11 protein-coding genes and 1 pseudogene are annotated in these 11,632 nt (G+C 69.8%); 5 read left to right on the forward strand and 7 right to left on the reverse strand.

Annotation, left to right across the window (positions count from 1 at the left end; translation table 11 throughout):
• Nucleotides 1-167 precede the first annotated feature (167 nt).
• The 4 genes from ACGFIV_RS35975 (at nucleotide 168) to ACGFIV_RS35990 (ending at nucleotide 5,583) form a co-directional block, all read left to right on the forward strand.
• Nucleotides 168-1,415: a cytochrome P450 gene (locus tag ACGFIV_RS35975; RefSeq protein ID WP_392839531.1), complete on the forward strand. Its 1,248-nt coding sequence runs from the start codon at nucleotides 168-170 to the stop codon at nucleotides 1,413-1,415.
• Between the two features lie 79 nt (nucleotides 1,416-1,494).
• On the forward strand, nucleotides 1,495-2,631 hold the full coding sequence (locus ACGFIV_RS35980; RefSeq protein ID WP_358556515.1) for an aminotransferase class V-fold PLP-dependent enzyme: 1,137 nt from the start codon (nucleotides 1,495-1,497) through the stop codon (nucleotides 2,629-2,631).
• A gap of 268 nt (nucleotides 2,632-2,899) precedes the next feature.
• Nucleotides 2,900-4,630: a thiamine pyrophosphate-binding protein gene (locus ACGFIV_RS35985; protein WP_358556518.1), complete on the forward strand. Its 1,731-nt coding sequence runs from the start codon at nucleotides 2,900-2,902 to the stop codon at nucleotides 4,628-4,630.
• Nucleotides 4,627-5,583, forward strand: a complete 957-nt coding sequence (locus tag ACGFIV_RS35990) for a hypothetical protein (protein ID WP_358556521.1) — start codon at nucleotides 4,627-4,629, stop codon at nucleotides 5,581-5,583. Before ACGFIV_RS35985 ends, ACGFIV_RS35990 begins: the two co-directional genes overlap by 4 nt.
• Nucleotides 5,584-5,589: 6 nt before the next feature.
• Here the strand turns inward: ACGFIV_RS35990 and ACGFIV_RS35995 are convergent, their stop codons facing one another.
• The 6 genes from ACGFIV_RS35995 to ACGFIV_RS36020 all read right to left on the reverse strand — a co-directional run bounded on the left by ACGFIV_RS35995 (nucleotide 5,590) and on the right by ACGFIV_RS36020 (nucleotide 9,286).
• Complete coding sequence (locus ACGFIV_RS35995; protein ID WP_392839534.1) at nucleotides 5,590-5,886, reverse strand: fibronectin type III domain-containing protein; 297 nt, start codon at nucleotides 5,884-5,886, stop codon at nucleotides 5,590-5,592.
• Complete coding sequence (locus ACGFIV_RS36000) at nucleotides 5,883-6,239, reverse strand: glycoside hydrolase family 44 protein (protein WP_358556527.1); 357 nt, start codon at nucleotides 6,237-6,239, stop codon at nucleotides 5,883-5,885. The genes ACGFIV_RS35995 and ACGFIV_RS36000 overlap by 4 nt, the downstream gene beginning before the upstream one ends.
• Nucleotides 6,230-6,379 (reverse strand): hypothetical protein, encoded by a 150-nt coding sequence (locus ACGFIV_RS36005; RefSeq protein ID WP_358556529.1) that lies wholly within the window; start codon nucleotides 6,377-6,379, stop codon nucleotides 6,230-6,232. The genes ACGFIV_RS36000 and ACGFIV_RS36005 overlap by 10 nt, the downstream gene beginning before the upstream one ends.
• Nucleotides 6,380-6,567: 188 nt before the next feature.
• Nucleotides 6,568-7,014 carry an Lrp/AsnC family transcriptional regulator gene (locus ACGFIV_RS36010; RefSeq protein WP_358556532.1) on the reverse strand — a complete coding sequence of 149 codons (447 nt, stop codon included), beginning with the start codon at nucleotides 7,012-7,014 and terminating at the stop codon, nucleotides 6,568-6,570.
• 73 nt (nucleotides 7,015-7,087) lie between these two features.
• A complete protein-coding gene (locus ACGFIV_RS36015) occupies nucleotides 7,088-8,464 on the reverse strand; it encodes a transaminase (RefSeq protein ID WP_358556535.1) in 1,377 nt (458 codons plus the stop codon).
• A gap of 699 nt (nucleotides 8,465-9,163) precedes the next feature.
• Nucleotides 9,164-9,286: a hypothetical protein gene (locus ACGFIV_RS36020; protein ID WP_358556556.1), complete on the reverse strand. Its 123-nt coding sequence runs from the start codon at nucleotides 9,284-9,286 to the stop codon at nucleotides 9,164-9,166.
• Here ACGFIV_RS36020 and ACGFIV_RS36025 point away from each other — a divergent pair.
• Complete coding sequence (locus ACGFIV_RS36025) at nucleotides 9,285-9,830, forward strand: methyltransferase domain-containing protein (protein ID WP_358556547.1); 546 nt, start codon at nucleotides 9,285-9,287, stop codon at nucleotides 9,828-9,830. The genes ACGFIV_RS36020 and ACGFIV_RS36025 overlap by 2 nt on opposite strands.
• An 836-nt stretch (nucleotides 9,831-10,666) precedes the next feature.
• On the opposite strand, the pseudogene ACGFIV_RS36030 reads toward ACGFIV_RS36025, so the two are convergent.
• Nucleotides 10,667-11,590, reverse strand: a pseudogene (locus ACGFIV_RS36030) (NACHT domain-containing protein); the annotation flags it as partial.
• Between the last annotated feature and the right edge of the window lie 42 nt (nucleotides 11,591-11,632).

Raw genomic sequence — 11,632 nt, forward strand, 5'->3', positions numbered from 1 at the left:
TCAAAACACACACCCCCTACGACCAAGCAACCGCCTGGTCACACCGACAGAACGATTTTGCCGCTTGACAGCCCAGCTCCAGGGATGTCTGACCCCGGCTCCGGCGGGCTCGGGCGAGCGTTCCGAAGCACGGGCGGGGGCGGCGAGGGCCGTGCCAGGATGAGACCGTGACGACGGCCACGCGGACGGGCATCGACCTGGCGGATCTGGCGTTCTGGCGCAGGCCGCCCCAGGAGCGCGACCACGATTTCGCGCGGCTCAGGAAGCTCGGCCACCCGGTGTTCTTCGCTGAGCGCCGGGTGCCGCTGCTCCGCTCGGGGAAGGGGTTCCACGCCCTGGTGCGGCACGCGGACGTGGTCGAGGCCAGCCGCAACGCCAAGGTCTTCTCCAGCGAGCCCGCGGTGACCAACCCCGAGCCGCCGGGCTGGGTGAAGCACGTGTTCGGCGACTCGATGGTCAACCTCGACGACCCCCGCCACGCCCGCCTCCGCCGGATCGTGTCCCGCGCGTTCTCGCCCAAGATGCTCGGCAAGCTCGACGACGACATCGTGAAGGCCGCCGGGCGCATCGTCGACGACGTGGTCAAGGAGGGGCCGCGTGACTTCGTCGCGCAGGTCGCGGCCCGGCTGCCCATCCACGTCATCTGCGACATGGTGGGCGTTCCCGACGACATCCGGGCCAAGGTCCACCAGCACGTCGACGTCTCCACCGCGTACACCGGGGTGCGCATGAGCCTCCCGCGTACGGTGGCGATGGCGGGCCGCAACATGGCGGCGCTGCTCGCCCTGCAACGCCTGGTGATCAGGCTGGGCCGCGAGCGGGAGAAGAACCCCTCCGACGACCTGGTCTCCGCGCTGGTCAACGCCAACGTCGACGGCGAGCGGCTGACGCCGGCCGAGCTCGGCTCGTTCTTCACCCTGCTGCTGGTCGCGGGCAACGAGACCGCCCGCAACACGATGGCCCACGGGCTCAAGCTACTCACCGACAACCCCGCCCAGCGTGAGCGGCTCACCGGCGACTTCGACGGCCACATCGGCGGAGCGATCGAGGAGACCGTGCGCCACGTCTCGCCGATCATGCAGTTCCGGCGCACGGTCACCGAGGAGTACGAGATCCGGGGGGTGCGGCTCGCGCCCGGCGACAAGGTGGTGCTGTTCTACGGTTCGGCCAACCGCGACGAGGACGTCTTCGACGACCCCGACCGGTACGACATCACCCGAAGCCCCAATCCCCATGTCGGCTTCGGCGGCCCCGGCCCGCACTTCTGCCTGGGCGCCAACCTGGCCCGCCAGGAAATCAAGATCATGTACCGTGAGCTGTTCACCCGCCTGCCCGGCATCCGCACCGTCGGTGACCCCGAGCTGCTGCTGTCCAACTTCGACAACAGCGTCCGCGCCCAGGCCTTCACCTTCTAGCGGTGCCGCCGGTGGGCCCGGACGACGCGGGTGTGAGGCGGGAAGCCTCCGGCGGCGGAGGACCGGTTAGTGTCCGGTTGTGGACATTGACGACTTCAGCCTTGACCCGTCGATCACGCACCTGAACCACGGATCCTTCGGGGCGGTGCCCCACCGCGTGAGGGAACGGCAGGACGAGCTCCGCCGGGAGGTGGAGATCAACCCCGATCTCTTCTTCGCCACGGTTCTCGACCGCGTCGCCAAGGCCAGGAACGAGGTGGCGGCCTTCCTCGGGTGCGAGCCCGACGGCATGGCGTTCGTCGCCAACGTGACCGAGGGCGTCGCCGTCGCGCTGAACAGCGTGCCGATCGCGCCCGGTGACGAGATCCTGATCGGCGACCACGCCTACGGTGCCGTCGAGATCGCCGTACGGCGGAGCGCCGAGCGTGCCGGGGCACAGGTGGTCAGGGTGACGCTTCCCGGGCAGGAGGACGGCGAGTGGTCGGGCGAGGAGGCCGCCGACGCCTTCCTCGGCGCGGTCACTCCTCGGACGAAGGTGGCCGTGTTCGACCACATCACCTCGCCTACCGCCCGCCTGCTGCCGGTGGCGCGCCTGGTGGAGGGGTTCCGCGCACTCGGAGTGGTCACGATCGTGGACGGGGCCCACGCGCCGGGCATGCTGGACCTCGACCTGAGCGAGCTGGGCGCCGACTTCTGGACCGGGAACCTGCACAAGTGGGCGTTCGCTCCGAGGCCGTCCGGGGTGCTGGCCGTGGCCCCGGCGTGGCGCGAGCGGGTCGAGCCGCTGATCCCCTCGTTCTACCAGGGGGACGGCTTCCCGAGGAGCACCGAGTTCCAGGGCACCCGCGACTACACCGCCTGGCTGGCCGCGCCGTACGGGCCGCGCCTGCTCGGCGACCTCGGCGCGGGGGACGTACGGGCTCGCAACGCCGCGCTCGTCGCGCGCGGGCAGGAGATCGTCGCGGAGGTGACCGGGCTGAGGCCCTGGCGGTCGGACCCGGAGCTCTCCATGCGGATCCTGCGGCTGCCCCATGGGATGGGGGAGACCCAACCGCGGGCCGAGGCGCTGTCGGCGGAGATCTTGCGCAGGACGGGCTGCCGGGCGGCCGTACGGGCGTGGCCCGGCACCGGACTCCTTCGGCTCTCGGCCCAGGTCTACAACCGCGAGGACGATTACGTACGCCTGGCGACCGGTCTTCGCGACCTGTTCGCCTAGCGCCGTCTTTCGCCTGGTACGGCCGTTCCACCAGTGCCGCTGACATACCCCGTAGAAGCGGTACATGCACGTCGTAAACACAACAGACATCTGCCGGAAATATACGACATATGGCGATCGAGGGTCTTTACCCGTCATTGTTGCTTCAACATCCACTTACAGACTGATCCGCTGTCATTCTGGCGAATGACGACCCGCGCCCCTCGCTGCGCATGCAATTGCCATGTCATCACGTGGCACGCAGGTCCGTTCGGCAGGAGGCACGTTCGTGCGCAGTGCAGGTGCAGGGGTCGAGGGCGGATCGACCGTGGCGGAGTTCCTCCTGGAACAGTTGGACGCCATGGGGGTCGACACCGTGTTCGGCATTCCGGGCGGCAATATCTCCGCGTTCATCCAGGCCTTACGGAAACACCCGAGGATCAGGTTCGTCATCGCCTCCCACGAGGGAGGCGCGGCCTTCATGGCGGACGGGTACGCGCGGGCCACGGGCAAGCTGGGAGTGTGCCTCGTGACCGCGGGCCCCGGCACCCTCAACGCCCTGACCGGGGTCGCCTCCGCCCACCTCGACCAGGTCCCGCTGCTCGTGGTGGGAGGCCAGGTACGGACCGACCAGTTCGGCCTCGGAGCCTTGCAGGACAGCAGCGATCTCGGCGTCAACACGCCGGCGATGTACGCGCACGTGACGGGGTACTCGACCGGACTGAGCGACCCCGGCTCGTTCCCGCGCATCCTGTCCCAGGCCATCAACGTCGCCACCGGACCGCGCCCCTGCGCCGCGTACCTGGCCGTCCCCGCCGACCTCGCGCGAAAGCCGGTCGGCGACGAGAAGGCCGTGGTCCCCCCGCGGCGCCCCGCGATGGAACTCGACCCGGCGGTGGCCAGGCACGCGGTCCAGGCGCTCGCGGATGCGCGCCGGCCCCTGATCTTCCTCGGGAGCGGTGCGAGGGAGGCGCTGCGGTCCGGCCAGGAGGCGTTCCATGAGCTCGTCCACACGCTCGGGGTGCCCGTCGCGACCAGCCTTCGCGGCAAGGGCCTCTTCCCCGAGAGCGATGACCTCTCGCTCGGCGTGCTCGGGATGGCGGGCGTCGAGCGGGCGATGAGCTACGCGGCCGAGGGCGTCGACACCCTGCTGGTCATCGGCAGCAGGCTCGGGGAGTGGGCGACCCGAAGCTGGGACCGGGCCTTCACCGCCGCCTCGACGTACTTCCACGTCGACCTCGACCCCGCGGTCTTCGGCCAGTTCCTGAAGGGCGGCGACCACATCCTCGCCGACGCCGGGTCGTTCCTTCGGGCCCTCCACCGTGAGCTGCCCCGCCTGGACGCGGCGAGGCCGGCCCCCCTGGTGCTTTCCCCTCGCCCGGCGCCCGAACCGGTGCCCGCCGCCGGCGGGCACGGCGTGTCGCCCGCGGACGTGATGCTCGCCCTCAACGACCTGATCACCGGCGAGGACGACCTCTACATCGACATCGGCAACTGCACCGCGTGGGCCACGCACCACCTGTTGGTGGACCCGCCCACGCGCATCTTCTACCCGTGCGGACTGTCCTCGATGGGCTGGTCGTGCGGCGCGGCCGTCGGCGGCCGGATCGGCGCCCCGGGCCGTACGGCCGTGGCCCTCCTCGGCGACGGCTCGTTCCTGATGAACGGCAACGAGGTGAGGACCGCGGCGAAGAACCAGGCCGGCGCCGTCTTCGTCGTGCTCGACGACGGCTACCTCGGCATGGTCAACCACGGCGAGTACGTGCAGAGCAAGGGCGTGATCCCGCTGGACGACGACTACTACGGCCTCGGGCCCGTCGACCTCGTGCGGTTCTCCCGCGCGCTCGGCGCCGACGCCTTCCCGGTCGAGGACGTCGAGGGGTTCCGCGAGGCGATGCGCGAGGCCAGGACCGCGACGGCCACGCGGTCACGCCCGCAGGTCATCGTCGTCAAGACCGATCACCGGGTGAGCCCTCCGTACGGCGAGAGGTTCACCATGATCGCGGGGGACGCGCGATGACCGGGGAAACGCACGCCGGGATCGGCCTCGCCGGGCTGGGATCGGCCCTGCCGGAGGCCGCCGTGGAGGCGGGGTCCACCGTGTCCGTGCCCACGGCCGAGAGCGAGCTCTTCACCGGCGCCCGCACACGCCGGATCCTCGGGCCGGGGGAGGACATCGAGGACCTGACCGTGTCGGCGTGCCGCCGGGCCCTGTCGAGCGCGGGCGTGTCGCCCGGCCAGGTCGACGGGCTGTACGGGTACGTCACGGTTCCGGAGTTCGTGAGTCCCAACGGGTTGTTCCGCGTCCACCGCGACCTCGGGCTCGGGCGCCACGCGCTCGTGGTGCCGCTCAACTGCGAGTTCGGCACCTTCGTCCTGGCGCTCGCCCTCGCCTGGGAGGCCATGCGCGCCGGGCGTCTCACCCGCGCGCTCGTGGCCGTGGGCTCGAACTGGAGCCGCCACGTCGACGCGCGGAACCCGCACGCGGGGACGATCGGCGACGGCGCCGGCGCGGCCGTCCTCGGCCCGTCGCCGAACATGGTGCTGGTCGACTGGATCTCCGACACGCACAGCGCCGAGTACGGCGCGATGACGATGGCGAGCCGCCCGGAGGCCGATGGCACGGCCAGGACCACCTACCGGATCGAGCCCGCCTCGGGCGTGGACGCCTTCCGCACGTCCGGGATGGACGGGCCGCCGGAGCTGATCGGGAGGCTGCTCGACCGCCACGGGATCGCCGCGTCGGACGTCACGGTGATCGGCCACCAGGCCTCCGACGTCCTCATCGACCACTGGAAGGAGCGCCTGCATCCCGCCCGTTACCACGACACGCTGAGCCGTTACGGCAACCTCACCATCGCGTCCGCCGCGGTGACCCTCGGCACCGTGGCGGACCTCATCGACACCCCTTACCTGGTCCTGTTCGGCATCGGCATCGGCTCGTACCAGATCGCGCTGCTGATCAGGCGGTGACGCCGGCTAGCGATGGGATGTGGTGACCGAGACCGTGCGGGACTTCGGGCTGAAGTTGCCCGCGCCGTCCCGGGCACGTACCCAGAAGGTGTAGCTCCGGCCGGGTGACAGTCCGGTGACGGTGAGCGTGGTCGCGGTCGTCGTGAACTCGGTGGTTCCCGCCGCGCTCCGCTGCCCGACCTCGTACCCGGTGACGGCGACGTTGTCGGTGGCGGGCGGCCGGCTCAGTTCGATCGCGCCGAAGCTGTACTCGGTGAGGGCGACCTTGGTCCCCGGGTAGTTCCGGGCGATCATGTCCTTCATCCGGGGGATGAGGTACACCGGCTGGTTGATCCAGCTCTCGTCGGTGTACGTGCGGTCCCACAGCGTGCGAACCAGATGTCCGGCTCGTTGTCGAGGTTGTAGAAGCGCACGCCGCCGTGGGCGGCGTCGCCGTACCGGGCGCGGAGGTGGTCCAGCCAGCCGGTGACGTACTCGGGGCCGATCTCCACGCTGGTGTCGTGCGGGTCGTTCCCGGTGATCTTGCTGCCGTCGGGCCTGACGCCGTTGCCGCAGTCCGGGGCCCAGGGGTCGGTCGACTGCTGCGGACCGTACTTCGCCACGCTGAACCCGCACGCCCTGGCCCGTTCCTTGGGCGCCCAGCCGATCAGGGGCACGTCAGGCTGATCGGATGCGTCGGTGCTGTGAGGTCGACGGAAAGGCTCAGCGCGGCGGCTCGGGCGGTGCCGGTGGCCGTACCGGCCGTGACCAGCAGGGCCGTGGTGAGCAGGGTGATCCGGTTCCGGGTTCGGGGCATGGCGTGGCGCCTCCTTCGGGGCGATGGTGCTGCCCCGCGGGAAGGCCGGTCCAGGGCCGCGCGGCCCGCCGGCGGCGGAAGCGCTGGTCAGCGGGTGCCGCGAGCTGAAAGTTTCACCTGCTCACCCGGCCGGTTCGCGTACGCCCTTCAGAAGCGGCCCCCGCACACCCCCGCCGTCGCGCCGGCCCTCAGGTGCCGGGCCAGGCGAAGCGGTGGGTGTGGATGCCGAAGTAGGTGAACGACTCGGCCCGGGTGACGCCGGGGACGCGCTTGATGTGGTCGTTGAGGATGGCGAGGAGCTCGGCGGGCTCCTTGCACACGACCTCCACGAACAGGTCGAACGAGCCGGAGGTGAGCACGACGTAGATCACGCCGGTCAGCTCGCTGATGCGGTCGGCGACGGTGTGCACGTCGCTGTCGACGCGCACACCGATCAGCGCCATGACGGGCAACCCGAGCGCCATCGGGTCGGTGACCCCCACGACCTGGACGACGTTCTCGTCCCGCAGCCGCTGCACCCGCTGGCGTACGGCGGGGGCCGAGAGCCCGGTGACCTCGGCCAGCGCGGCGTAGGAGATGCGGCCGTCCCGTTGCAGCTCGTGCAGCAGGACGCGATCGATCTCGTCGAGGCTCACCGGCCCACGTCCCATCGATCGCGCCCGGGGCCGGCGGGCGTGACGTGCCTTCCCTGTCCGTCGGCCGCCCGGCTCATCCGGCCAGCTCGGCGACGGCCGCCGCGAACACCTCGTGGTGGCGGTCGACGTCGGCCTCGGTGGTGGCCGGGCACATCAGCGCCATGTTGTGGAACGGGGTGAGCAGCACGCCCCGGTTGGCCAGGTAGACGTGCAGGTAGTCGTCCAGGTCGGGGTCGCCGGCCGCGTTGGACTCCCCGCCGTCGCGCGGCGCCGGGTTGCTGAAGCGGTACTCCGCCCTCGCCCCGAGCTGGGTGACCGACCAGGGCAGCGCGTGCTCGTCGATGACCGCCTGGACGCCCTTGGTGAAGCGGGTGGCCAGCTCCGTCATGCCGGTGAACGCGTCGTCGGTCAGGACGTGTTCGAGCGTGGCGCGCATGGCCGCGACCGACAGCGCGTTGCCGGCGAGGGTGCCGCCGACCCCGCCCATGTCGACCAGGTCGAGGCCGCTCATCGCTTCGAGGCGGGTCGCCACCTCGGCGGACAGCCCGTACCCGCCGCTCGGGATGCCGCCGCCGATGGCCTTGCCGATCGTCACGATGTCGGGTTCGAGCCCCCACGCCCGCGTGCACCCGCCCGGACCGGCCGAGAACGTGTGCGTCTCGTCGTTGACGAGCAGCGCGCCGTACCGCCGGGTCAGCTCCCGCACCCCGTCGAGGTAGCCGGGTTCGGGCAGGACGATGCCGATGTTGGTGAGGGCAGGCTCCATCAGGACGGCGGCGACGTCGCCGTACTCCAGCTCGCGCTCCAGGGACGGCAGGTCGTTGAACTCCACGACCCGGGAGGTGATGGTCGGGTCGACGGGGGCGCCGACGTTGCCCTCGCGGGAGACCTGCTCGCCGTCCGGGCCGACCACCAGGAGGACCTCGTCGACGCTGCCGTGGTAGCAGTAGCTGTTGACCAGGATCTTGGGCCGCCCGGTCAGCGCCCGCGCCAGGCGGATGGCCCAGCGGTTGGCGTCGGTGGCGGTCAGCGAGAAGCTCCAGTACGGCACGCCGAAGCGCCGGGCCAGCTCGGCCCCGACCCAGGACGCATCCTCGGTGGGCATCATCACGGTCGCGCCGCCCCGCGCGGCGAAGCGCTCGGCGACCGCGTCCACGGTGGCCTGCGGTGAGTGCCCCGCCATGGCGCCGGTGTCGCCGAGGCAGAGGTCGACGTACTCGTGGCCGTCCACGTCGGTGACCCGGGCGCCCCGGGCCTCCGCCAGGTAGAGGGGGAATCCGGCGGCGGTCTTGTTCATCCACGTCATCGGCACGCCGCCGAACAGGTGAGCTCGTGCCTGCTCGTACGCGGACGCGGAGCGGGGGTTGCGGTCACGGAACGCGCGGCGCTCGCGGTCGAGCAGGCCGGCCAGATGAGCACGGTCGATCATCGCCACTACCTCAGAAAGCATTGTGTACTTCCGTCTTCATGACGGAATCTGAGGCCAACGTACACCAGAACCTCTGATCCGTGGCAGATGTCCGGTCGTCGGGTCACGGGGAAGGCCAGGGTGGCCTGGCGGCTCCGGCCCGGCCGGTGCGCGGGTCCGGTTCCGTCCCCTGCGGGATACGGCGGCACCGACCTTCCCTACCTCAGAGGGAATCGTTTTGAGATCCCGTCGAATTATGGGGATCCACCGCTTCCGTCCTGTTAGCTTCCTCGGTATTCCCACGATTCAAAGGCTCACTTCCGGATCGCTTACCACCGGACGGCTCATCCCGAGGCCGATGTGAGGCATCCGAGAGCGAAGACCGCGGCCATCAGGCGAAGGACGGTCTCATGGCACTACCACCCCCACTTTCCGAATCACGGACCTTGGCAGGCCGATGCTCGAAAGCGTCGGCTTTGATCGGCCGGTATGCGAAATGCGATGATCCTCCGCATCCGAATCCACGCCATGGATTCAGCCCTTCGGGCGGTATCCGATGACGAACTGGAGATCTCACGCCCGGACACTGGCCGAGCATGTGACAGACCCGGGATCACGGTGGCGCGAATCGATCGCCATGGTTCCCAGGCATGTGCTCGTCCCCCGCTGGTTCGAAGGCGGGCCGGAGGGCTGGGCTCTTCGTGAGGGCCCAGGGGATGAGGACAGGTGGCTTCGAACGATCTACCGCGACAGGTCGATGATCACCTCGGTCTCGGGGTTGCACGCGGACCGGGCGCAGCCGGGCGACCGGCCCACCGGACTCCCCACCTCGTCATCGACCCCGCCGAGCCTCGTGGTGCGCATGCTCCGGCACAGCTGTCTCTACGAGGGAGCCGATATTCTGGACGTCGCCACCGGCTCCGGATACAGCGCGGCACTGCTGTCCCACCGATTCGGCTGTGACCGGATCACGAGTATCGATGTCGACCCCTATCTGACCGAGGTCGCGGCCGAACGCCTCGGCCTGCTCGGATTGCATCCGACGGTTCTGACCCGTGACGCGACCGGTGTGCTGCCCGGTTCCTACGATCGAATCCTGTCGATGGTCTCCGTGCCGCGGATACCGCCGAGTTGGATACAGGCGTTGAGGCCGGGCGGACGGCTGGTCACCCCCATCAGGGGAATGGCCGTCATCGTGGCCGCCAACAAGCTGAGCTCGCCCGAAGAGCAGCGCGTCTCGATCACGAGGCCGGTGAGGAGCCCGCCCGCAGGCCCGCTCACGAAGCTGACGGAGGGGCCGGCGATGAGCCCGCCCGTGAGTCCGACCAGGAGCATCCAGCGCGCCTGCTTCCTGATCTGGACGAGCAGCAGCCGGAAACGGCCGCGGGTGAGGCGGAGGTCCGCGTAGACCGGAGCGACGTCGACGACGCTGCCACGTCCCCCTGCCAGCCCGAAGACGACGCCGCCCGAAATTCCACCGATGAGCCCGCCCACGGTCCCGCCGAAGAGGCCGGTCATGAGCCCGCCGTGTCTTCCGAACGAAACCCCGAACGCCAGGCCGGCCCCGTACCCGAACCCGAGCGTTCCCGCGAGCCCGAACGCGAGCCGTCCTGAGAGCCCGCCCGCGATCCCCACCGTGAGCGCGACCCCCGCCGTGAGCCCGCCGATGAGGCCGACCACGATCCCGACCGCGGACGACTCACCGGACAGCCCGCCCGCCGGCGTGACCACGGACGCGACGGCGAGTGCGAACGTCAACCCGGCCACGAGCCCGAACGCGGTCCTCGGCGTGTGCTCCTTCAGGACCGGGCTGGCGTGCAACTCCCACCAGGCCAGATCAGAGGTGTCATTGGCCCTCAGCGTGTAAGCGAAGTGCCCGAGACATCGTTGCGCGTGGTCCACGTACCACTGGCGTGAGGCACGGAACGATCGCGGGTCGCCACCATTGCCGGTGAAGGCGGTCGAAGCCGTGCCGGCGTGGCCGGGAGTGACGACGGCGTCGATGATGCCGTCGAACAATCGGGTGATGATGCTGTCGGCGGTCGGAAAGCCGCCGGTTTCGAGCAGAGGGCTCGGATCGGTCCGGGTTCTTATGTACACGTGACGTAGCAGCCACAGTGTCAGCGGCGTGGACAGCGCGGTGGTGACAGGACTTCCTGGATCGGCGACCAGGTGCCTGAGAAAATCCTTCCACGGTTCTTCCCCCGGCGACCGGCCATGGGACAGAAGGCATGCCCGGATATAGTCGGCGGAGTCCTTCGGAGTCAGCGCCTCGGCTTCTATGACGGCCGCGGCGGCGAGTTCTCCTCCCCCCTCGCCGGTCAGAATCTGCTTGTACTCGGCGCTGCGGCAGGTGAGGATCAGCGGATGTGCCACGACGTCGTTGAGATGCTCGATGACGAGCAGGCGCAGAGCGGAGGACAACTCGTCGAGTCCGTCCAGCACGGGCAGGATCTTGCGTTGATCCACCAGTGCCTGTGCGGCGTTGGGGCCGTAGTCGCCGGCGAGCAGGTTGGGATAGTCCTCCTCCAGCCGCCGGACCAGCCATGGACGGAAGTACTCTCGGCTTGAATCCCAACCCGAGAGGGAGAACAACACCGGTACCGCCGCGCCTTGTTCGGGGTCGGTGAGCATTTCACGCAGCAGCAGTATCGCGAGACTAGTCTTGCCCATTCCCGCCTCGCCCAATATGACCAGGCGGCCTCGCCGAGCGTGCCGGCGAAGCGCGTTCGCCAATTCCGGGATGTGATCGCTGCTGCCCAGGAGCCTGGGGCGCGCTTCCTTCACGCCGGGGGCGCTGTTCGTCACGCCCGGCCTTGTCAGGCGCCAGCGCACCGCCACGGATCCGGGCTCGTCCAGCTGCCGGATCTCCGCCTCTCTCCTCCACTGGGCCAATACCCAGCGCGCCAGTGCCTCTTGTGCGTCGTCCACCTGAGCCGGAGTGGATTCGGTGGTCCGGGGAGAGGGACGGAAACGCGCCGCCCATGCCAATAGACCCGCGGCTATGGCGAATGTCGCGATTATCCCCGCTATCCAGGATGCCGCCTCCCAGCCATCCCGGTTCGACGGCCCTCCACCGGCGACCAGTGCGACAGAGATCGCCGCGGTGATGGCAGTGTCGCTTGCCAGCCTGATGGGACCACCCAGTTGCCACGAGGAAGGGACCACCTGGTCGTGTAGTCGATCATAATGATCTCCCTCAGTTCGTCC

Origin of the sequence: Sphaerisporangium sp. NPDC049003 (assembly GCF_043197795.1) — a bacterium.
Lineage (GTDB): Bacteria > Actinomycetota > Actinomycetes > Streptosporangiales > Streptosporangiaceae > Sphaerisporangium.

Coding starts and splice junctions, on each gene's coding strand:
- ACGFIV_RS35990 (WP_358556521.1), top strand. CDS start 4,627: ATGACCGGGGAAACGCACGCCGGGATCGGCCTCGCCGGGCTGGGATCG.
- ACGFIV_RS35995 (WP_392839534.1), bottom strand. CDS start 5,886: ATGAAGGACATGATCGCCCGGAACTACCCGGGGACCAAGGTCGCCCTC.
- ACGFIV_RS36005 (WP_358556529.1), bottom strand. CDS start 6,379: ATGCCCCGAACCCGGAACCGGATCACCCTGCTCACCACGGCCCTGCTG.
- ACGFIV_RS36015 (WP_358556535.1), bottom strand. CDS start 8,464: ATGCTTTCTGAGGTAGTGGCGATGATCGACCGTGCTCATCTGGCCGGC.
- ACGFIV_RS36025 (WP_358556547.1), top strand. CDS start 9,285: ATGCTCCGGCACAGCTGTCTCTACGAGGGAGCCGATATTCTGGACGTC.
- ACGFIV_RS36020 (WP_358556556.1), bottom strand. CDS start 9,286: ATGCGCACCACGAGGCTCGGCGGGGTCGATGACGAGGTGGGGAGTCCG.